The organism is Burkholderia sp. PAMC 28687 (assembly GCF_001577465.1).
Taxonomy (GTDB): domain Bacteria; phylum Pseudomonadota; class Gammaproteobacteria; order Burkholderiales; family Burkholderiaceae; genus Caballeronia.
In genome coordinates this window covers 1,429,368-1,451,817 of record NZ_CP014507.1, presented here as the reverse complement: position 1 = coordinate 1,451,817, position 22,450 = coordinate 1,429,368, and the positions used below count along the sequence as shown (strand labels likewise).

Here is a 22,450-nt window from a genome sequence, read left to right as displayed (position 1 = left end):
GACTACGCCATGCCCGCACTCGAATTGCAGCGCCTGTATATTGGCGGCGCTTACGTGGACGCCACCAGCGGTGAGACGTTCGACAGCATCGATCCCGCCACCGGCGAGACGCTTGCAAGCGTCCAGCAGGCGAGCGCCGCCGATATCGATCGCGCAGTGCGATCGGCGCATGAAGGCCAGCGTGAATGGGCCGCCATGACCGCGATGCAACGCTCGCGGATCTTGCGACGCGCAGTGGACATTCTCCGCGAACGCAACGACGAACTCGCCGCGCTTGAGACGCGTGACACCGGCAAGCCGATTACGGAGACCCGCGCGGTAGATATCGTGACGGGAGCCGATGTCATCGAGTACTACGCTGGACTCGCGACGGCCATTGAAGGCCGGCAGATCCCTCTGCGTCCGACATCGTTCGTCTATACACGGCGCGAACCGCTCGGCGTTTGCGCGGGCATCGGCGCGTGGAATTATCCGATCCAGATCGCATGCTGGAAGGCGGCGCCAGCGCTGGCCGCAGGCAATGCGATGATTTTCAAGCCAAGCGAAGTCACGCCTCTGAGCACGTTGAAACTCGCCGAAATCTTCACGGAGGCAGGCATACCGGCAGGGGTATTCAACGTCGTGCAAGGCGACGGCCGCGTTGGCGCAATGCTGGCGGCGCATCCCGACATTGCGAAGATATCGTTTACCGGCGGCGTTGAAACTGGCAAGAAAGTCATGTCGATGGCCGGCGGTTCATCGTTGAAAGAAGTCACGATGGAACTCGGCGGCAAGTCGCCTCTGATCGTTTTCGATGACGCCGATCTCGAACGCGCGGCAGACATTGCAATGAGCGCCAACTTCTTCAGCTCCGGCCAGGTTTGCACCAACGGCACGCGCGTGTTCGTTCAGCGGACCGTCCATGCACGCTTCGAGGCGCTGCTGCTCGAGCGGGTGAGGCGCATTCGCATCGGGTCTCCGACAGACGACAACACCAACTTCGGCCCCCTCGTCAGCGCCGCTCAGTTACACAAGGTGCTGGGGTTTATCGAAAGCGGGAAAAAGGAAGGCGCGCGGCTGATAGCGGGAGGATCGCGGATCGAGCATGGTGCGTTTGCTCAAGGGCAATACGTCGAGCCGACTGTCTTCACCGATTGCCGCGACGACATGCGGATCGTGCGCGAGGAAATCTTCGGGCCGGTCATGAGCATCCTGACCTTCGATGACGAAACCGAAGTCATCGCCCGTGCGAATGCAACATCGTATGGACTGGCCGCGGGCGTCGTGACGGAGAATCTTGCGCGTGCACATCGTGTGATTCATGCCATGCAGGCCGGCATCTGCTGGATCAACACCTGGGGCGAATCGCCCGCTGAAATGCCGGTGGGCGGTTACAAGCAATCGGGCGTCGGCCGCGAGAACGGCATCACCACACTCGAACACTACACCAGCATCAAGTCCGTTCAGGTCGAGATGGGCCCCTACCAACCCGTGTTCTAAGGAGCGGTCGATGAGCGCGAAGGAGTTTGATTACATCATCGTCGGCGCGGGGTCGGCGGGCAACGTACTGGCGTCGCGTCTCACGGAGGACGCCGACGTGACCGTGCTGCTGCTCGAAGCCGGAGGCCCGGACTACCGTTTCGATTTCCGCACGCAGATGCCGGCCGCGCTGGCCTATCCGTTGCAGGGCCGCCGATACAACTGGGCCTACGAAACCGATCCCGAACCGCACATGAACAACCGTCGCATGGAATGCGGCCGTGGCAAAGGGCTTGGCGGATCGTCGCTGATCAACGGCATGTGCTATATCCGCGGCAACGCGCTCGATTACGATGGATGGGCCAACAGAAAAGGCCTTGAAAACTGGACGTATTCCGATTGCCTGCCGTATTTCCGCAAAGCGGAGACACGTGACGTCGGACCCAATCCTTATCATGGCGGCGACGGTCCGGTCCACGTGACGACATCGAAGCCCGGCAACAATCCATTGTTCGCCGCAATGGTCGAAGCCGGCGTACAAGCAGGCTATCCGCGCACCGATGACCTCAACGGCTACAGTCAGGAGGGCTTCGGACCAATGGATCGAACCGTGACGCCGCAAGGCCGCAGATCGAGTACGGCGCGGGGCTATCTCGACCGCGCGAAGCATCGGCCCAACCTCACTATCGTCACGCACGCGGTGACCGACCGGGTCTTGTTCGCGGGGAAGCGGGCAATCGGCGTTGTGTACCTGCATGGCGGCGAAAACGTGACTGCCCATGTGCGTCGCGAAGTGCTGGTGTGCAGCGGTGCGATCGCATCGCCACAACTGCTGCAGCGTTCGGGCGTTGGACGCTCCACGTGGCTGCGCGAACTCGACGTCCCGTTGGTCCACGACCTGCCCGGCGTGGGTGAGAATCTCCAGGATCATCTGGAGATGTACATGCAGTACGAATGCCTCGAACCCGTGTCGCTGTATCCCGCGCTGCAGTGGTGGAACCAGCCGCAGATCGGCATTGAATGGATGTTGAAGGGCACGGGTATTGGCGCGAGCAATCAGTTCGAGGCCGGCGGTTTCATTCGCACGCGCGACGACGATCTCTGGCCGAACATCCAGTATCACTTCCTGCCTGTCGCGATCAACTACAACGGCTCGAATCCCATCAAGATGCATGGCTTCCAGGCGCATGTCGGGTCGATGCGTTCGCCCAGCCGTGGCCGCGTGAAGTTGAAGTCGCGCGATCCGAACGCGCATCCGAGCATCTTGTTCAACTACATGTCGGACCCGCTCGACTGGCGTGAATTCCGCGATGCAATCCGAATCACGCGCGAGATCATGCAGCAGCCGGCGTTGAAGAAGTATCGTGGCCGGGAGTTGCATCCCGGCGCTGATCTGAAAACCGACGATCAACTCGATGCCTTCGTCAAGCAACGCGCGGAAACTGCCTACCATCCGTCATGCTCGTGCAAAATGGGTTACGACGATATGGCCGTCGTAGATAGCGAAGGTCGCGTGCATGGGCTTGAATCACTGCGCGTGGTCGACGCGTCGATCATGCCGCAGATCGTCACCGGCAATCTGAACGCGCCGACCATCATGCTCGCTGAAAAGATCGCCGACGCGATTCGCGGGCGCGCGCCGCTCGCTCGTGTCGATACACCGTATTTTGTCGCATCGGGAGTGAAGGCGCGGAAGATGGAAATGGTTGCTTCAATATAATCATCGTCTGATAGATCAATCATCAACCAAGGGCATTCCGGTTTGAATAATCGGGATGCCCTTTTTGTTTTGAACCACGATTAAAAATCATATCTCACACAGTTAATTCCCATATCCGCAACACCGTCTTTTAAGACTGAACCCTATCTCTTTAAGACTGCTCCGATCAGCAAGGGGTCATCGATCAGTGAGAATACGTCCACTCGATGACAGCGCACGGCTCTTTCCGGCACAGACCTCCTGAATGATTTCGGAGGTCCGCATTGCCTCGGTGCAAACCATTTCCCGCGCCCATAACCCTCGAAGTTTTGCAATCGACGATTAATTCGGATCGTTCAGCAATCGATAGCCGCCTCGCGAAAAACAGCAGTATCGGACGCAATTGTTTAATACCAGATTAACTGAAGTGATCATAATGACTTTAAAAGACACATGGCATATCTATAAATTCGATAAATGCGACGCTCGCATTGCGCCAGTGATCGAGTCGACCGGATTCGCACGTTCAAACAGCATTGGCGCGGCCCTCTCTGTTCAGGGGCCAGCATGCTGAATCTCAAAGGTCTTCTCAACCGCGTTCTGGATGTCACGCTGATCCTGGCCGGCGCCGCGCTGGCTTATCAACTCCGCTTCGGCGACAGCGCGCCGGCAGGAACAGCAGCAATCGTCGCGTCCACCACGGCTTTTTCAATGGCGCTTTCGCTTGCCGTGTTTCACGCATTTCGCGTGTACAGCGATCAAGCGACGAAGCCACTCGGCAGCGTGCTCGGACAGATCGAATTCGTCTGGCTGATGACACAACTGTGCGGACTGCTCGTGACATTCTGCATCCACAGGACCGATCTCGTATCGCGTCTGTGGTTTGGCTATTGGACCCTTATCACCGCCGCCGCGTTGGCGCTGTCACGCCTGACCGCCCGCATCATTCTTGGACGGATGCGTCATGCGAAATCCAGCCCGCGCAGCGTAGCGATCGTCGCCGCGAGCGAGCATTGCGACTTGCTGATCCGCAGGATGGAAGCATCACGCGAGTCAGGCTTTCACGCGGTCATGACGCTCGATCCGCACGCCAGTCACCAGTTGCGCAACGCTGCCATTTCGCGCCATGCGTCGATTCCGGCGTTCGTGCAGCACGTACGCACCGGTAACGTTCGCGAGCTTTGGCTGGCGATGCCATTGTCCGAACAGCCGCTTATTACGAGCCTCGTAAAAGAGTTCAGGAAAGACCTGATCAACATCCGGTTTTTCCCCGACGTCAGCAGCCTGAGCCTTTTCGATGGCGGTGTCATCGACATGATCGGCATGCCTGCAATCAACCTGGTTGCGTCGCCTCTGTCGCCGCTCGCGCTTGCCAACAAGGACATGTTCGATCGTGTGTTCGCAGCGATCGCCCTGCTTGTACTTTCGCCGCTCATGATTGTCATCGCGCTGACCGTGAAGCTCTCCTCTCCCGGTCCGGTGTTGTTCACGCAACGCCGCAAGGGCGCAGACGGACAGGTGTTCCGGATTTTCAAGTTCCGTTCCATGAGCATGCATGCGCACGACGAAGGTGTCCTGAAGCAGGCCACCCGCAATGACCCGCGCGTGACGCGCGTTGGCGCGTTCCTGCGCCGGACGAGCCTGGACGAACTGCCGCAATTCATCAACGTGCTGATCGGCGACATGTCGGTCGTCGGTCCGCGACCTCACGCAATCGAACATGACGCTTTCTACCAGACAGTGGTCGATGACTACATCCATCGATACCGCATCAAGCCTGGCATCACGGGATGGGCACAAATCAACGGCTTTCGCGGTGAGACAGACCGCGTCGAAAAAATGCAGGGTCGAGTGGACCACGACCTCTATTACCTCCGCAACTGGTCCTTCGCGCTGGACATGCGCATCGTGGCCGCGACGGTCTTGAAAGGACTCAAGCATGGCAATGCTTATTGAAGCTCCGCACAAGACCCGCCACGAACCAAACATCAATGAACTGAATGGAAGGACCTCATGAATACCCCAAATACACCCGTCCGCTCGACCGTGCTCAGACTGGCAGCGCTAGGCGCCGCCGGCACGCTATTGTCGGCCTGCGCCGCTGTGCCGGGATGGAAAATGGATACCGGCACCGCTGCAAACATATCGACAAGTACTACGGCGCAAATGCAAACCGCCGGCGCTGAAGACGCGAGTAAAGAAGCGCAACTGCAGTCCGCCACGAGCGAGATCGACGTTGCGTTGATCAGGCAATTGCGCGACGAGAGCCGTCAGGCGCCCGGCTTGAACGAATCGCTGATCTCGCCCGCGACGCCCTATGTTCTCGGCCCTGGCGACGTACTGCAGATTACCGTCTGGGACCACCCGGAACTCGCCGCCGCACAGCTGGCACCCACGCAAACTGCAACGCGCGCGGCTGATCCGGTAGCGGGATTTGTCATCGACCAGCGCGGCGACGTCATGTTTCCATACGCCGGTCGCGTGCACGTAGCCGGCCTCACCGCGGAGCAAGCACAGGCCGTACTGGTGAGGGCACTCGGAAAGTCGTTCGTCGAACCTCAGGTCACGCTTCGCGTCGCTTCTTACCGGGCGTCGCAGATTTATATAGATGGTGAAATCCATACGCCGGGTCCGCAGCCGATCAACGATATCCCCATGGGACTATACGAGGCCATCAGCCGTGCGGGCGGTTTCAGCCCGACCGCTGATCAAAGCCGCATGGTCATCGTGCGCGATGGCGTTTCGCATCCAATCAACCTCTCGCAGATGCTGGAACGCGGTCAGAATCCTTCGAAAATCGTGCTCAAGAGCGGTGACGTGCTGCGTGTACCTGCTCGCGACGAAAGCGGCGTCTTCGTCATGGGCGAAGTGAACAAGCCGACCACCGCGATGCCGATGCGCAACGGCAAGCTGAGCTTGTCGGACGCTTTGGCGCAGGCAGGCAGCGTCAATCTGGCGTCGTCAAATCCCGGCCAGGTCTACGTGATACGCGACTCGCTCGGCGACACCCCCAAGGTCTTCCATCTCGATGCGAAGTCTCCGGTCGCAATGATCCTCGCCAACCAGTTCGACCTGCAACCGCACGACGTGGTGTACGTGGACAGCGGCAACCTCGTGCGTTTCAGCCGTGTTCTCAGCTTGCTGATGCCCGCGATCAACGCAGGTCTCACCGCCGCCGTCGTAGCGAAGTGATGTCATGAGAAACATCCTTGTCTTGTGCATTGGCAACATTTGCCGAAGCCCGATGGCGGCAGCGCTTTTGTCCCGCGCGCTGCCTGCCATGACCGTCCATTCCGCCGGACTTGATGCAGTAATCGGCGCGCCCGCTGATCCCATTTCCGTTGCATTGATGGACGAAGCCGGCATGGACATCACGGCACATCGCGGGCAACTGGTGAATACGCCGCTGATCGTACAAGCCGACCTGATCCTCGTCATGGACCGTGCGCAGCAACAAGAAGTGCACCGGCGTTACCCGACCTCGGCGGGAAAAGTGTTCTGTATCGGAGAACACGAACGGGTCGATATTCCAGATCCCTACCGCCAACCTCGTTCTTCCTTTGAACACGCGCTCCGTCTGATCGAGCAAAGTGTCGACAGCTGGGTGCCCCCGATTCGGGCGCTTCACCAACCGAATGCGGAGTAATCCTGATGAAAACCGAAATAACACATACCCCGGCCAAGATGTCGCCAGTAGAAGAGCTCGACCTTGTCCGTTATCTCGACGTGCTGCTTGCTAACCGCCGCCTGATTGGTGCTGTCACCGCCATCACGCTCGCAATTGGCGCGGCCTATGCAGTCATCACGCCTCCCGTGTACGAAGCCGACATGATGATCCAGGTCGAAGACAATGGCGTGAGCGCCGGCAGCCTGCTTGGCGATGCATCGGCGCTTTTCGACGTAAAGACACAAGCAGCCGCCGAACTTGAAATACTGCGTTCGCGCATGGTTATCGGCAAAGCGGTCGACACGCTGCAGCTATATATCGACGCCAAGCCGAAGTATTTCCCGGTCGTCGGCGCCTGGATTGCAAGCAGAAACAAGGGCATGTCCACGCCAGGCCTGTTCGGCAAAGGCGGATATGTGTGGGGTGCCGAGTCTTTGCAGCTCGCGACCTTCGACGTTCCAAAGGCGGTAGAAGGTGAAGCGCTCACGCTCACTGCGCTGGGCAACGGTGACTATCAGCTTGACTACCCCGACCTCGACCGGCCTATCAAGGGACATGTTGGCGTTGCGTTGCAGGTCACGCAGCAGATCGGCACGATCCGGCTGCTCGTTACAGAACTGCATGCGAAACCCGGCGGTCAATTCACGCTCGTGCGCAACTCGCAGCCCAAGACTGTCTCGAACCTGCAGTTGAACCTCGACATTGAGCCAAAGGGCAAGCAGAGCGGCATTATCGGCGCGACGCTTCGCGGCAAGGACCCAGCTTTGACGGCGTCCATCGTGAACCAGATCGGACAGGAATACGTCACGCAGAACGTCGAGCGCAAGACTGCGGAGGCGCAAAGCTCATTGACCTACCTTGAAAGCCAGATGCCGAGGCTAAAGGCGAAGCTGAGCGAATCCGAAGAACGATACAACGCGCTTCGCAACAGGAGCGGCACGTTCAATCTGAGCCAGGAAGGTACGGCGTTCTTGCAGGAAAGTGTTGCATCGGACACGAGCTTGCTCGAACTAAAGCAGAAGAGAGCCGAAATGGCGACCCGCTTCGCGCCGGGGCATCCCGCGCTGCGTGCGCTCGATAACCAGATCGCGGCAGTAACCGCCAAGAGCGGCAACATTGCGTCGCGCATGAGGGCGCTGCCCGACATCGAGCAGGAATCCCTGCGTCTCATGCGCGACCTTCAGGTGGACAGCGATACCTACGTCAATGTTGTGAATAACGTCGAGCGCCTGAAGCTCGTCAAGGCAGGAAAGGTCGGCACCGTTCGCCAGATCGACTATGCGAACGTTCCCGAAGAACCCGTCAAGCCGCGCAAAGGGATGGTGCTTGCACTGGCCGGGATGATCGGGCTGATGCTCGGCGTGGCCGCTGCATTCCTTCGCGACGGTCTCTTTGGCGGTCTGACCGATGCGCACGAGATCGAGCAACACACCGGTATGAAGGTATATGGCTCTGTGCCGTTCTCGCCGGCACAGGGCGTGCTCGCGAAGAACGTCGAGGGACGCGCAGCTGGCGTTCATCTTCTGGCTGCATCCCATCCGAACGACGCGCCCATCGAGAGTCTGCGCAGCTTTCGTACCGCTCTGCAATTTGCATTGCTCGGCGCAGCGAATAATCGCGTGGTCATCACGGGTCCTACGCCGGGTATCGGGAAATCCTTTATCTCCGCGAATCTTGCCGCGGTGGTCAGCGCCGCAGGCAAGCGCGTCTTGCTGGTGGATGCCGACCTGCGCAAGGGCTACCTTAATCAATACTTTGGCAAACCCCGCACATGCGGCCTTTCAGACCTGCTTATTGAAACGGCAACGTTCGATCAGGCGGTGCATCGCAACGTAGCGCCTGGCCTCGATTTCATCAGCACGGGCGCATTCCCGCCGAACTCGGCCGACCTGGTACAGAACGAACGCATGCTGCGCGTGCTCGACCAGATGAGCGCGCAATACGATCTCGTAATTGTCGATACGCCGCCGGTCCGGGCAGTGTCCGATTCCGTCAACATCGCAGCCCACTGCGCGACCGTATTCCTGATTGGGCGATTCAAGCGTACGACTATCGGAGAGTTGCTCGAATCGAACAAGCAACTCGAACAGGTCAACGTCGCCGTAAAAGGCGTGATTTTCAACGGCCTGGACGCCAAAGGCTTGCGATACGGTTCGAAGTACGGCCAATACCGTTATGTCGCGTATGAATACGGCAAGACTGACAAGCGGACGCCGAAATGAAACGGTACAGTCTGACCCCGCGCCGCCCGCAGCCGTCAGTTCCCATGCTCGTGCTTGCGGCTATGGCGGTGCTCGTCACAATGACCGCAGTCTTTCTCGGCAAGCTCAGTGCGACGACTGCCACGCTCTCTGTAGTCCTGGCTGCAAGCATCCTCGCGATACGCCCGCGTAACGAATTGCTGCGCCTGTTCAAGCTCTTCCTGCTTGCGACGTTTTGCGTGCTGCCGGCGTGGCAGCTCGCCGCCGGCGACGCGATTTATCTCGATCTGCTGAAGGAAGACAGCACCTCCGTCTTGCTTTGGTTCTTTCTGAGCGTCGCGGGCATCTGGGTTCTGAAGATTTCACTGGACTTGGCGCAGCGTCGCCTAATCGAGCGCGACAACACGCCGGCCGATCAGTCCGGTGTTACGGGACTCGTCTATTTTTTCACCCTGACGTCAGTCGCGGCCATCGCGTTCATTTATTTGAAGCTGGGAGGTTACGCAAAGATCGTCGACCTCTACGACGAACGGCTCCAGAGCAGCGTGACCGGATACGATCCGCTCGGCGGCCTGGGCATTGTGCAGGCACTGGCAAATACTGCGCCGCTCTGGATCTTCGTATGCCTGACGTTGCGCCCGCGATGCAGCAGATTGATGACAACCGTCGCCTTCGCCCAGATAGGCGTGTTGGGCTGGCTGGCATCGGGCGTGTTCGGGAATCGCCAGGGCATCATCTTCGCCTATCTGTTCGCAGCGTCGATCTATCACTTCCTGGTCGCACCGATCAGCCGCCGCACAGCGAAGATGTCAGCCATCCTGATGGCGGTCGTCGCACTCGTGCTGATGCCTATCAAGTTCGGTATTGACTATTCCGATCTCGGCAATCTTACCGAACGTTTCGCCGATCAGCGATCGCTCGAGCTCAGCATGGGTCCCGTCAGCTTCTTTTTGTTTCGTGATCTGTCACGCTTCGATGTACAGACGCAAACCATCGAAACGGTCACGAAGAACACCTACGACCTGCCGATGGGACGAAGCTTCGTGGGCGCGGCCGCATCGGTCATACCGAAAGCATTGTGGGAAGACCGTCCGTCCACGTTTGCAGAAGAAAAGAGCGATATCGTCAACGAGGTGCAATCGTCGGGCGACGCCGAGACCACACTGTTATTCGGCATGCCTGGGGAATTCCTCGCGAATTTCGGCTTGATCGGATATGTGCTTTCCTTCTCGCTACCCGCGTTATTGATGGTCGCAGTCAACTCGATCAGCGGTTCGCGCAACCGGAAATGGTTGCCGCTGAAAGTCGTACTGATGCCATTGCCATTTCTGTTTTTCCTGTTCGATTCAAACGTACTTGCGTACTACGTGGTGCGCTGGATCGTGTTGTTCGCTCTCCCGATGGCCTTTGTATTGAGGTTCTCCGAAGACCACAACAAAGCCGCAGCCTTCGGAGGGCCAACATCATGAAAATTGTTCACGTAGTCGAGACCTGGACCGGCGGAATTGCAACCTATGTACAGACACTAGCCGCGAAGCAACGCGATCTAGGCCATGACATCACACTGCTTTGCGATACCAGCAAAATGGAAGGCGGATTGAAGATAGATGGCATTGAAGTAGCCGATTACCGGTCAAGCCGCAACCCGGCTAGATTCTCGTCCATATCCAAGGCACTGCAACTGCGCATCGCGTCGCTGCATGCCGATGTTGTTCATTGCCACAGTTCGTTTCCCGGCATGTATGTGCGCTTGCGAAATCATCCGGGTGCGAAGGTTCTCTATACGCCTCACGCGTGGTCGTTTCTCAAAACCGACGTGACGACACCGGCAAAGTTGGCGTATGGTCTGGTCGAACGCGTACTCGCACAACGCTGCGACCGGATACTTTGCATGTCATTTGACGAATTGCGTGCGGCGCGCAAATATCGCATTCCGGCGGACAAGATCGAATTCATCTATACGGGTATCGCCCCCGACGAACGTTTCCAGATTCCTGAATATCGTGCCGAAACGAATTCAACGAAAGTCGGTTATTTCGGACGCCTTGATTATCAGAAGGGCTTTGATGTCGTTCTCGAAGCATTACCGTTACTCGATGCAAGACTTGAAATACACGCATTCGGCGCGGCGGTACGCGGTGGTATCGAAGCAGGTAACGATACCCGTATCACCTATCACGGCTGGCTGGATGCGGCCGGCACACGGCGCGCAATGCACGAGATGGATGTGATCGTGGTTCCGTCGCGATGGGAGGGGCTTGCGCTCGTGCCCATCGAGGCAATGCGCGCGGGCAAGGTGATTGTCGTGTCGGGTGAGAGTTCGTTACCCGAGCAGGTCATCCATGGATACAACGGCGTCATTCTTCGCGAGCTTACGGGCAGGTGCCTGGCCGAAAACCTCAACCGCCTCACATTGGACGAGTGCAGAAGAATGGGCGCCAATGCGCGTCACGTGTTCGAAAGTACGTTTCAGATCGACCGCTTCCTCAACACCTTGATGAGTTGCTATGAACGCCCCTGATTATTATCTGCTGCACGCCTATAGTTCGCACAACAGCGGCGACGGACTGCTGGTCAAACTCAGTCTCAAGGCGATCCGCGATGCGGGCATAACCAGGACGATCACTGTCGTATGCCTGGACAAGGAATCGTTCGCCGGATATATCGACGATGCGAATATCAGGCTCATTTCGCTTGGCGAATTCTTGCGCGGGCGGTTTCTCGGCGTGTTCTTGCGTCAACGTTCCGTGTACTTCGGCGTGGGCGGTGGCTACTTGCGTGCATCGAGCAGACCGGAAGGATGGAAGTCATTGATCGCACATGGTAGCCAGATCCTCATGTCTTCGTTCGGCGGTTCGAGCCGCCGGATTTATTTTCCGCAAAGCGTTGGACCGTTCGACACATTTGCCGGAAACCTGCTTGCGCGCATCGTGCGAAGCCGTGTAGAACGCATTTTCCTGCGCGACGACAAAAGCGTGTCCGAACTCGCGCATCCGGCGGCCACGAGAACCGGCGATCTGGTAGTGCTGGAGATTGCGCAGGAAGCGGGGGCAGGCACCTTGCGGCATACAAGGATCGCAGTGCCGCAGGTGTACCTCGTCTTTCGGGACCTGCAGAACAAGCCTTACCGCAATGCATATCTGGAACGCGTGCGCGCGCTTATGACGCTTCTGCCTGACGCAAAGCTAGCGATACAGGCGCGCGGTCGCGGCAACAGCGACGATGTTTTTTATCGCGAGCATCTCGGAGTGGACAACGCGGCCATGCTCAAGGACGTGCTTGCCGAGCGTTCTGCAATCGTGGTCTCGGTGAGGCTTCATGGGAGCCTCGAAAGCGTGCTCGCCGGTGTTCCGAGCGTGCACATCGCATACGAACGCAAGGGCCATGCAGCGTTTGGCGATCTGGGGCTCGACGACTTCGTATTTCATGCGAGCGACTTTGATCCCATTGCAGTAGCGAATGCAGTTCGCCTGCTCGTAGAAGACGAGGAGCAATACTGGGTGCGCGTCGAGTCGAATGTTAAACGTAGCCATGAACACTTTGTGGAGGCGATCAAAGATGAACTGCGCACGTTCGATAACGCTGATCATGGACGGTAACTTCCGTCGTGTCGGTGAAGATTTCCTGAGTCCCCACATGAGCTATGCGCGGTTTGGCGCACGCTTCACAGATTCTTTCGATCAAGTCGTGATCGTTGCGCGCTCATTTCCCGCAATGGAGGCAATTGGTAAACGCGTGACGGGCGAACACGTTTCGTTCGTCGATCTCGGCGCGAATCGCGGCGTGCGTGCGTTGATCACGAGCGTGCCGCGCTTGCTGACAAGGCTTTATCGACAGCTTGTTACGGCGCCTGTTGTGTTGATCCGGTTCCCCGGAAATATTGCGTCGCTTGCGTTATTCATTTGTTTGATCGGCGGCAAGCGATTTTCGGCCGAAGTCGTCGCCGATCCTGCCGATTACTTTGGCGCGTCTGCATCAAGGCACCCGTTGCGGCGTGTTGCGCGTCTCGTTCATTGCTGGACGACGCGAATAGCTGCACTTCGCGCAGTTACCGTCCGCTACGTGACAAGCGAGTACCTGCAGCGCAAGTATCCTGCAAAACACGCAGACATGATGTTTGGGTTCAGCGACGTCTATCTGAAGGATGCGTTGTTTGAAACGCCCCTGTTCAGGACGCCGCGCCCCGACGGCGGATTACGATTGATCAACACCGCGATGATGCACAACCACAGCAAAGGCCATGGCGTCCTGCTGCAAGCAGTTGCGGATCTGCATAAGCGGGACATCGCCGTCGAACTGACCCTGATCGGCGACGGTGCGCTGCGCCCCGAATTCGAAACGCAAGCGGCGCAACTGGGGCTTGGCGATCACGTTACGTTTGTCGGCATCGTCAATGCCGATCTCGTCGCGGATCACGTCGCAGAACATGACTTGTTTGTATTGCCGTCCTTTCAGGAAGGCATGCCGCGCGCGATGCTGGAGGCAATGGCCGCGGGAACGCCGGTCATTGCGTCGAACGTAGGCGGTATTCCGGAAGTGCTGGGCGAAGAGAGCATGGTCGCGCCCGGCGACGTTGCCGCCCTGGTTTCAAGCATCGAAATGCTGGCTCGGGACCGGTCACTCCTGCAGGCACGAGCGAAGGCCGCGCGAGAAGCGGCGCTCCCCTTTGGTTTCGACGCGTTACAAGCCCGTTATCGAACCTACTGCGACGCGCTGCTGAAGGCACATGGCAATGCGTAAGGATCTGGTTTATGTCATGCTCGGCTCGGCATTGCCGGCAGTAAGCAATTTTGTCGCGGTTGTCTTCGCACTGAAGTATCTGGACGCAGCGTGGCTAGGCCGCTCTTACGCGTTGCTCGCACTGTTTTTCGTTTCAATAGATGTATTCAATTTCGGTTCTGCCCGGCTGTATAGCGTCACTAAAATTCGTGAGCGTTTTCCAAGTCTGCTGTTTCTGGACACGGTCAGCGCAACAGGTTCGGCCTTGTTTTTCAGCATCGCGGCCTGGATCATGTCCGCCTCGGGAGCGATCGCATTACCTCAGATCTTGCCGATGCTCGTCATCGCGCCCGTCGGTTATGCGACCTCGCATTTTGCGCTCGGCTATCTTCGGCTCAAGGGCGGAAACGCCGCGATATGTGCTGTCTCCACTGTGTCGGCGTTGTGCCGTTGCTCGATGATCTGGCTCATCGCGACACATCCGTCATGGTCGCTCTATCTGCCCGATCTGCTTTTGCTCGTGGAAGGTTCGTACGGGACGATGCTGCTTGGTGCTTACCTGATTGTGCGTACACCTGAACCTGCCGCACCGGCGGGTCCGGCCGCATTGCGGCATCTGGTCGGTCTCGGCGGTAAGGAGCTGATCAGCAGCTGGTATTCGAACGCGATATTTTCAGGAGCGAAGCATCTCGACGTGATCATCGCCGCCATGCTTCTTGGACCTGCGGGCGCCGCGCTGTATCGAGGCGCGAAAAGCGTGCATAACCTCGCGTTCAATTTCGGGCAAGCGTTGGCGCTGGTCCTTCATTCGCGAATGCTTGCCTGGCTGCGCGCCTTGCGCAGACATCTTTCGAAAATGTCCGTGTTCGGCGTTGCAATCGCGATCTGCGCCTTGTTGACGTTTGGCGCGTTTCTCGCCTTCAAGATCAGGCTCTTTCCCACGGCAAGTCTTGGTTCACCTTCAAGACAATGCTTGTTCCTGTTCCTGATCTTTTTAGGTGCATCGCTGATGTTCGCGTGCAGACTGATATCGATAACCGTGTTTTCGATCAGCAAACGAACCTTCGTCATCTTGTCGACAATGGAAGTTGGCGTGTCACTCGCATTGCTCTCCTGCCTCTGCCTGATATTCGGCGTGGTGGGTGCGGCGCTGTCGGTGGTGGTGTCGTGCGGATCGGTTCTGCTTGCGTCGCTTGTCGTGGTGCAGCGATCCGCGCACGCCATCCGGGTCGACTGATTCATTGCTCGAAGCGCGAGCGAGCGGCCATCGCAATGCGCACGATGGTCTCGGCGCTCAGGCGTTCTGCAATCTTGTGCACGTAATCATGATGCTGCGCTGAAAGCGGTGCATCGAGATACTGCGCATGCAGGTATCGGATAAGCGCAATGCGTCTGTGCCCCAATGCGATGCTTCTATCAAGCAGCGCGAGGGCCGCCTCGGCGTCGCGTTGCTCGCAAGCGAGCTGTGAAAGCCCGGCGGTTTCAATGCGCGTGGACGTCATCGACCGTTCGGTGCACTGCAATCGAATGCGACTCGGCAGACGCGCGCCATGAGTCGAAGTCCGCCCGGTGCCAGTCTAGCTCGACGCCTACACGCCGCGTGCCCTCCCGAATCTTCGGCTTGTACAAAAGCAGCGTGAGCGCATCGAGCGCGGGCCACTCCGTGAACGACAGCGCTGCCACTTCAACGGCGAGCGTTTCCAGCAAACGCGTATGCGGCTTGCTCTCGAGATATGTCGAGACCCGTGTGCACCAAGTCTCGTAATCAATCAACCCGGAGCGATCGCCTTCAACCGGCACGCATCGATAATGCAGGCTCGCATCGATAACAACGGGCTGCGGCGCAAGATACTCGCGTTCATACAAGCCGATGCGTGTAGGCACGACCAGCTCATCGACCACGATGCGCCAGCCGCGGCCTCCAGGCCCGATCGGTTCATACAGTTTCACGACAAAAGCGGCTCTGCCGCGTCGAGCATGATCTTCACGAAGTAGTCCGCGAAGCTGCGGCGGATTACGAGGTCGAAGCTGTCATCTCCAGTCGGAACGATCGTCACCGATGCCTTGAAGTAATGACTCTGCGCACATTGTCCCGCGCCGAACAAACGCGGGTGCAAGTCGAGCGGACAGCCGCGGGCGAGGACATCGCGCGTACGTGCACCGCTTATTTCCAGCACGGTATAACCACTGCCGATATCCACCGCGGCTGCGAACAGACCTCTGAACGCGTTGCGCAGTTTTGCTTCCATCGGCGCCGCTTGCGTGGCCGAATGCGATGCCACCGAGCGCACGAGCCATTCATCGGGACCGAGCCACAGCAGATCGTAGCCGTTGCCTGTCGCCGTGGTGTTCGCCTTCTCGGGCGGTTTGCAGCCAAGCACGCTTTCAACGGCGGCAACGAACGCTGCATCGCGCAGATCGCCGCGCAGGTTTACCAGTTCGAGGAACGGCCGCTCGACGAGACGAAACGCCTTCGATCCCGCAGCCAGATGTTTCTTCAGCAGCCCGTCCGTGCCCACCAGCGGCGATTCCTGCCACACGCCCTGCCCGATTGCACGATCGACGACCGTCTGATTGCTGCCGTTTTCATTCCACATGTTGACGTGCTCCTTCGCTGTCGTAGAACACCGAGCTGGTGATTTTTGCCGGCATCTGCTTGCCGCCGGCAAGCGGAATCATCACTGACTCGCCGATCTTGTCGAGACCGCCCTTGATCACGGCCATCGCGATCGAGCGCTTTAAAATGGGGCTGAAATAGCTGGAGGTGACATGGCCGAGCATCGGTGCTGTCTCTCCGCTGAACGGACCCGCGACGATTTGCGAGCCTTCCGGGATCACGAACGACCCGTCTTCGGCGAGCAGTCCGACCAGTTGCTTGCGTCCCGCCTTGGCCGTATCCGAACGCGTCAGCGAACGCTTGCCAAGAAAGTCCTTGGACTTCGCAACGAGTCCGCCCATGCCAAGGTCGTACGGCGTCATGGAACCATCGGTATCCTGGCCCACGATGATGTAACCCTTCTCCGCACGCAACACGTGCATGGTTTCCGTGCCATAAGGCGTGATGTCAAACTCGGCGCCGGCCGCCATCAACGCTTCCCACACCGCGCGCCCCACGTTCGCGGGCACGTTGACTTCGTATGCCAGTTCGCCGGAAAAGCTGATGCGCATGACACGTGATGCCGCGCCCGCGACAGTCCCTTCTCGAAAGCTCATGAACGGAAACGCGGCATTCGCGAAGTCGATATCGCGACAGACCTTCTGCAGGACTTTGCGGCTGTTCGGTCCGACCACGGCAAAGGTCGCCCAGTGATCCGTCACCGATGCCAGGCGCACGCGCATGTCCGGCCACTCGGTCTGCAACCAGCGTTCGAGCCACGTCAGCACGCGAGCCGCGCCGCCGGTGGTGGTCGTCATCATGTAGTGCTGGTCGGCGAGACGTACGGTCACGCCGTCGTCGAAGATCATGCCGTTTTCGTCGAGCATCAGGCCATATCGGCATTTGCCCACTTCCAGCTTGCTCCACGGGTTTGTGTAGACCCAGTTGAGCAGCTTCGCGGCGTCAGGACCTTGAATGTCGATCTTGCCAAGGGTCGACGCATCGAGGATGCCGACGCTCGTACGCGTGGCGAGCGATTCACGGGCGACCGCTGCGTGCATGTCTTCACCCGGACGCGGGTAATACCAAGGCCGTTTCCAGTTGCCCACATCTTCGAACGCAGCGCCGTTTTCAACGTGCCACTCGTGCACCGCAGTCTTGCGGACCGGATCGAGAAACTCGCCCAGCTCGCGGCCGGCGAACGTGCCGAAGGTCACCGGCGTGTAGTTCGGACGGAAGGTCGTCGTGCCTGTTTCGGGGATGGTCTTGTTCAAGGCTTGCGCGAGAATCGCCATGCCGTTGATGTTGCCGAGTTTGCCCTGATCCGTGCCGAATCCCATCGCCGTATAGCGCTTCACGTGCTCGACCGACTCGAAACCTTCGCGCGCCGCAAGGAAAATATCGGCGGCGGATACATCGTTTTGATAGTCGATGAACTGCTTGGGACCCCGCGTCGCAAGCTCGCGGCCGCCGACGAGCCAAAGCGGCGTCAACGGTGCTTCGCTGATCTCGGCGACTTGCACGGGCGTCGGGCGTGCGACGATCAAGCCGACCGCACGCGCTGCATCCACGCCTGCATCGACGGCAAAACGAATCGCGCGGGCAAGCGTGAATTCGCCCGCGCAACCGCCCACGCTGCTCTCGGCTTGCATGGCCTTGCCGGGGACGAAACACAGTTTTTCGTCATGCCAGTGCGCCTTGCCGCCGGACTGTGCGAACAAGTGCAGGATCGGGCTCCAGCCCCCGGACATGGCGAGCAGGTCGCAAGGCAGGTCGGCTTGCTTTGCGCCAACAGTGCCATTCGAATAAGCGTTGATTTCAACCGATGCAACCCGCAGCTTGCCCTGCGCAACCGTCACGACCGATCCGTTCAGCACCTTTACACCATAACGTTTTGCCTGAGCCTGCAGCGCGCCTTTTTCATCGGCGAGACGAGGGTCCACGACGGTCACTTGCGCGCCCGCAGCCTTCAGATCCAGTGCACATTGGTAGCCGCTGTCGTTGTTCGTGAACACCACGGCGTTACGTCCCGGCAGCACGGCGAAGCGATGCAGATACGAAGACACGGCCGACGCCAGCATCACGCCCGGAAGGTCGTTGTTGCCAAATACGATGGGGCGTTCCTGCGCGCCGGTCGCGAGAATCACGCGCTTGGCGCGAATTTTCCACATCAGTTCGCGCGTACCCTTTCTCATCGATACCGGCAGATGCTCGGTCAGACGCTGCGTGACGGTGACGAGGTTGTGGTCCTGATACCCAAACGCCGTGCTGCGGCACAGGATCTTTACATCGGGCATCTTGCGCAATTCGGCTTCGATCTTTTGCGCCCATTTCAGCCCGGGCGCACCATCGATTTCCGCGCGGCACGACAGCAGCGAGCCACCGAGTTCCGGCTGGTCATCGACGAGAAACACACGCGCGCCCGACAAAGCCGCCGCATGCGCCGCAGCAAGGCCCGAAGGACCCGCGCCGACCACGAGCACGTCGCAATGCGCGAAGCACTTGTCGTAGCGGTCGGCATCGACTTGTTCCGGCGCCTTGCCGAGACCGGCGGCGTCGCGAATCACTTCTTCGTACTTCGGCCAGAACTTGCGCGGCCACATGAAGGTCTTGTAATAGAAACCGGCGGGAATGAAACGCGCGATCTTCTGGTTCACCGCCATGCGATCGTTTTCGATGCTCGGCTTCGCGTTCACGCTCGTGGCGACCAGCCCTTGATACAACTCGATTTCCGTCGCACGCGCATTCGGCACGGTATAAGCGCCGGTCTCGAGCTGGACGACCGCATTCGGCTCGGCAACGTCGGCTGTCACAATGCCGCGCGGCCGATGGTACTTCCAGCTACGCGCGACAAAGTGCACACCATTGGCGAGCAGCGCGGACGCGAGCGTGTCGCCCTGATGGCCCTGATACGTCTTGCCGTTGAACGTGAACGTGAGCGAGATCGCGCGATTGATGCGCCCGCCCGTAGCGAGTCGGTCTTTCTGGCTCATTTCGATTGTCCTGATTGTCCTTCTTCTTTCAATTCCATCACGGCGAGTGGCCGCGCGAACGTGTCATAGCCCTGGAACGCGTAGCTCACGGTATCGCGTTGCGCCATGAACCAGCGGCGGCAGCCCTGTGTGTGCATCCATTGCTCACGATGCACGCCACGCGGATTCTTGCGCATGAAGAGATAGTCGCCCCATTCCTTGTCGGTGAGCTTTTCGGTATCGAGCGGTCGCGCGATATCTGCTTCGCCACCACACGAGAATTCGGTTTCGGCACGCGGTCCGCACCAGGGGCATTCGATCAGCAACATACCTTTTCTCCTAAGGCGGATTAGTGGGCGACGGCGGCGGCGCCGTGTTCGTCGATCAGATGACCCGTGTAAAACCGGTCGATGGAAAACGGCGCGTTCAACGCATGCGGCTCGTCGTTGGCAATGGTGTGCGCATACGCCCAACCGGAACCCGGTGTCGCCTTGAAGCCCCCCGTACCCCATCCGCAGTTGAAATAGAGGCCTTTGACATCCGTCTTGCTGATGATCGGGCATGCATCCGGCGATACATCCACAATCCCGCCCCACTGGCGGTTCATCCGCACGCGCGAGAACACGGGGAACATTTCGACGATCGCCTCGAGCGTTCCTTCAATGATGTGAAAACTGCCGCGCTGGCCGAAGCCCGTATATTGATCGACGCCCGCACCGATCACGAGATCGCCCTTGTCGGACTGGCTGATATAGGCGTGCACCGCGTTCGACATCACCACCGTATTGACCACGGGCTTGATCGGCTCGGAGACCAGCGCCTGCAGCGGATGGCTTTCCAAAGGCAGGCGGATGCCGGCCATGTCGGCGAGTGTCGAGGTGTTTCCTGCCGCGACCACCGCGACCTTCTTCGCCTTGATGAAACCCTTGGTTGTATCGACACCTGTCACCTGGCTGCCGTTTCGGCGGATACCGGTGACCTGGCAGTTCTGCACGATATCCACGCCGGCCTGATCCGCGCCGCGCGCATAACCCCAGGCAACCGCATCGTGACGCGCGACACCGCCGCGACGCTGGATGGATGCGCCAAGTACGGGGTATCGGCTATTCAGGTTGATGGTCGGCTCGATCTGCTTGATCTGTTCGGGCGTGAGGAATTCCGCGTCGACACCGTTCAGCCGGTTTGCGTTCACGCGACGTTCAGTATCCCGGACATCCTGCAAGGTATGCGCGAGGTTCATCACGCCGCGCTGGCTGAACATCACGTTGTAGTTCAGGTCTTGCGAGAGACCTTCCCAAAGCTGCATCGCTTTTTCATACAGCGCGGCAGATTCGTCCCACAGATAATTCGACCGCACGATCGTCGTATTGCGCGCCGTATTCCCGCCGCCGATCCAGCCCTTCTCGAGCACCGCGATATTGCGCACGCCATGCTCTTTCGCGAGGTAATAAGCCGTGGCGAGACCATGTCCGCCGCCGCCGACGATGACCACGTCGTATTCCTGTTTCGGCTCGGGGCTCTTCCACTGGCGCTCCCAGTTCTCGTGATACGACATGCCGTTGCGCAGCAGGCTGAATATCGAATAGCGGCTCATGGTGTTTCCCTGGAACTTGTTGATGTTGCGAAACTGGCTTGCAACCTGTTAATTCAACACTCGATGACGTTCACGGCTAACCCGCCGCGCGACGTCTCCTTGTATTTCGTCTTCATGTCCGCGCCGGTTTCGCGCATGGTCTTGATCACGTTATCGAGCGATACATAGTGCGTGCCGTCGCCTTTCATCGCCATGCGTGCGGCGTTGAGCGCCTTGATCGCGCCCATAGCGTTGCGTTCTATGCACGGAATCTGCACGAGCCCGCCCACCGGATCGCAGGTCATGCCGAGGTTGTGTTCCATGCCTATTTCAGCGGCGTTTTCGACTTGCGTGGGCGTGCCGCCCATGACGGCGGCGAGCGCGGCGGCGGCCATCGAGCACGCCACGCCGACCTCGCCCTGACAGCCGACCTCGGCGCCGGATATCGATGCCGTCTCTTTGTAGATGATCCCGATCGCAGCGGCGGTCAGCAAGAACGTGACGATGCCTTCATCGGTCGCGTTGTGCATGAACTTCACGTAGTAGTGCAGCACGGCAGGGATCACGCCGGCAGCGCCGTTCGTGGGCGCGGTGACCACGCGACCGCCCGCTGCGTTCTCTTCGTTCACGGCCATGGCGTAGAGGTTGACCCAGTCGAGCATCGACAACGGGTCACGCAGCGATTCTTCCGAGCGGTGGCGCAATTGCGCCGAGAGATCGGCCGCGCGGCGCTTCACGTGCATCGGCCCGGGCAATTCGCCGCGAACCTTGCAGCCGCGCTCCACGCATGCAGCCATCACGCGCCAGATGGCGAGCAGACCTTCGCGGACTTCGCTTTCCGATCGCGATGCGCATTCGTTCAACATCGTCACTTCTGCAATCGATAAACCCGTCTCGCGGCACACGCGCATCAGGTCGTCGCCGGTGCGAAACGGATGCGGAACTTCGCCGCCCGATTGCACGCCGTTCACGCGCGTTCCTTCGCGGTTGATCACAAAGCCGCCGCCGACCGAGTAGTACTCTTTCTCGACGACCAACTGGCCGTTTTCATCGAAGGCCTGAAAGCGCATGCCGTTCGGATGCACGACGCTCGAGCCCGGCGCGCCCGGCATCAGCTTGCGGAAAAACCCGAGGTGTTCGCGTTCATCGAACTTCACTTCATGCTTGCCGAGCAGCATCAGCGTCTTGCACTCGCGGATCGCCCGCAGACGCGGTTCGATCGCATCCGGATCGATCGAGTCGGGGAGATAACCTTCAAGTCCGAGAAGCACGGCCTTGTCGGTGCCATGACCCTTGCCCGTTGCGCCCAGCGACCCGAACAGATCCACCCGCACGCGCCGCACGAACGCCAGAAGATTTGCGTCTTCAATATGCGATGCAAACCTGCACGCTGCGATCATCGGGCCGACCGTATGCGAACTCGACGGACCAATGCCGATCTTGAACAGATCGAAGACGCTGACATTCATGGCTTGCCTTGAAAGTGGAATGCGTGGGAATCACCAGGTAGCCATTGCACCGCACGTGAATTTCCGCCGATAGAACAAAAACGGCATGCACGTGGG

The 22,450-nt window shown here is 59.1% G+C and carries 18 protein-coding genes; 11 read left to right on the top strand and 7 right to left on the bottom strand.

Annotated features, from left to right (window positions below; genetic code table 11):
* Nucleotides 1-9 precede the first annotated feature (9 nt).
* The 11 genes from betB to AX768_RS29445 all read left to right on the top strand — a co-directional run bounded on the left by betB (nt 10) and on the right by AX768_RS29445 (nt 14,981).
* Nucleotides 10-1,479 (top strand): betaine-aldehyde dehydrogenase, encoded by a 1,470-nt coding sequence (betB, locus tag AX768_RS29495; RefSeq protein ID WP_062003569.1) that lies wholly within the window; start codon nt 10-12, stop codon nt 1,477-1,479.
* Nucleotides 1,480-1,489: 10 nt separating this feature from the next.
* Complete coding sequence (gene betA / locus AX768_RS29490; RefSeq protein WP_062003568.1) at nt 1,490-3,178, top strand: choline dehydrogenase; 1,689 nt, start codon at nt 1,490-1,492, stop codon at nt 3,176-3,178.
* 546 nt (nt 3,179-3,724) lie between these two features.
* A complete protein-coding gene (locus AX768_RS29485) occupies nt 3,725-5,113 on the top strand; it encodes an undecaprenyl-phosphate glucose phosphotransferase (RefSeq protein ID WP_062003567.1) in 1,389 nt (462 codons plus the stop codon).
* Between the two features lie 57 nt (nt 5,114-5,170).
* Nucleotides 5,171-6,349, top strand: a complete 1,179-nt coding sequence (locus AX768_RS29480) for a polysaccharide biosynthesis/export family protein (protein ID WP_082779128.1) — start codon at nt 5,171-5,173, stop codon at nt 6,347-6,349.
* Nucleotides 6,350-6,401: 52 nt separating this feature from the next.
* Nucleotides 6,402-6,803, top strand: a complete 402-nt coding sequence (locus AX768_RS29475) for an arsenate reductase/protein-tyrosine-phosphatase family protein (RefSeq protein WP_231941584.1) — start codon at nt 6,402-6,404, stop codon at nt 6,801-6,803.
* A gap of 5 nt (nt 6,804-6,808) precedes the next feature.
* Nucleotides 6,809-9,046, top strand: a complete 2,238-nt coding sequence (locus AX768_RS29470) for a polysaccharide biosynthesis tyrosine autokinase (protein ID WP_062003565.1) — start codon at nt 6,809-6,811, stop codon at nt 9,044-9,046.
* Nucleotides 9,043-10,494 (top strand): hypothetical protein, encoded by a 1,452-nt coding sequence (locus tag AX768_RS29465; protein WP_155524359.1) that lies wholly within the window; start codon nt 9,043-9,045, stop codon nt 10,492-10,494. Before AX768_RS29470 ends, AX768_RS29465 begins: the two co-directional genes overlap by 4 nt.
* Entirely contained in the window at nt 10,491-11,546 is a 1,056-nt protein-coding gene (locus AX768_RS29460; protein WP_062003563.1) for a glycosyltransferase family 4 protein, read from the top strand. Before AX768_RS29465 ends, AX768_RS29460 begins: the two co-directional genes overlap by 4 nt.
* Entirely contained in the window at nt 11,533-12,624 is a 1,092-nt protein-coding gene (locus AX768_RS29455) for a polysaccharide pyruvyl transferase family protein (protein ID WP_062003562.1), read from the top strand. Before AX768_RS29460 ends, AX768_RS29455 begins: the two co-directional genes overlap by 14 nt.
* A complete protein-coding gene (locus AX768_RS34215) occupies nt 12,584-13,765 on the top strand; it encodes a glycosyltransferase family 4 protein (protein ID WP_231941582.1) in 1,182 nt (393 codons plus the stop codon). The genes AX768_RS29455 and AX768_RS34215 overlap by 41 nt, the downstream gene beginning before the upstream one ends.
* A complete protein-coding gene (locus tag AX768_RS29445; protein WP_062003560.1) occupies nt 13,752-14,981 on the top strand; it encodes a hypothetical protein in 1,230 nt (409 codons plus the stop codon). The genes AX768_RS34215 and AX768_RS29445 overlap by 14 nt, the downstream gene beginning before the upstream one ends.
* A 1-nt stretch (nt 14,982) precedes the next feature.
* On the opposite strand, the gene AX768_RS29440 is transcribed toward AX768_RS29445, so the two are convergent.
* From AX768_RS29440 to AX768_RS29410, 7 genes are read right to left on the bottom strand one after another with little or no spacing between them, the layout of a single operon-like run.
* Nucleotides 14,983-15,246 carry a hypothetical protein gene (locus AX768_RS29440; protein WP_062003559.1) on the bottom strand — a complete coding sequence of 88 codons (264 nt, stop codon included), beginning with the start codon at nt 15,244-15,246 and terminating at the stop codon, nt 14,983-14,985.
* Nucleotides 15,227-15,694, bottom strand: coding sequence for a dihydroneopterin aldolase (locus tag AX768_RS29435; protein WP_062003558.1), 468 nt, complete (start codon nt 15,692-15,694; stop codon nt 15,227-15,229). The genes AX768_RS29440 and AX768_RS29435 overlap by 20 nt, the downstream gene beginning before the upstream one ends.
* Nucleotides 15,691-16,341 carry a sarcosine oxidase subunit gamma gene (locus AX768_RS29430; protein ID WP_062003556.1) on the bottom strand — a complete coding sequence of 217 codons (651 nt, stop codon included), beginning with the start codon at nt 16,339-16,341 and terminating at the stop codon, nt 15,691-15,693. The genes AX768_RS29435 and AX768_RS29430 overlap by 4 nt, the downstream gene beginning before the upstream one ends.
* Nucleotides 16,331-19,333 carry a sarcosine oxidase subunit alpha family protein gene (locus tag AX768_RS29425; RefSeq protein WP_062003554.1) on the bottom strand — a complete coding sequence of 1,001 codons (3,003 nt, stop codon included), beginning with the start codon at nt 19,331-19,333 and terminating at the stop codon, nt 16,331-16,333. The genes AX768_RS29430 and AX768_RS29425 overlap by 11 nt, the downstream gene beginning before the upstream one ends.
* On the bottom strand, nt 19,330-19,641 hold the full coding sequence (locus tag AX768_RS29420) for a sarcosine oxidase subunit delta (protein WP_062003552.1): 312 nt from the start codon (nt 19,639-19,641) through the stop codon (nt 19,330-19,332). The genes AX768_RS29425 and AX768_RS29420 overlap by 4 nt, the downstream gene beginning before the upstream one ends.
* Before the next feature lie 20 nt (nt 19,642-19,661).
* Nucleotides 19,662-20,906, bottom strand: a complete 1,245-nt coding sequence (locus tag AX768_RS29415) for a sarcosine oxidase subunit beta family protein (RefSeq protein WP_062003550.1) — start codon at nt 20,904-20,906, stop codon at nt 19,662-19,664.
* Nucleotides 20,907-20,959: 53 nt separating this feature from the next.
* Nucleotides 20,960-22,354, bottom strand: coding sequence for an L-serine ammonia-lyase (locus AX768_RS29410; RefSeq protein WP_062003548.1), 1,395 nt, complete (start codon nt 22,352-22,354; stop codon nt 20,960-20,962).
* Between the last annotated feature and the right edge of the window lie 96 nt (nt 22,355-22,450).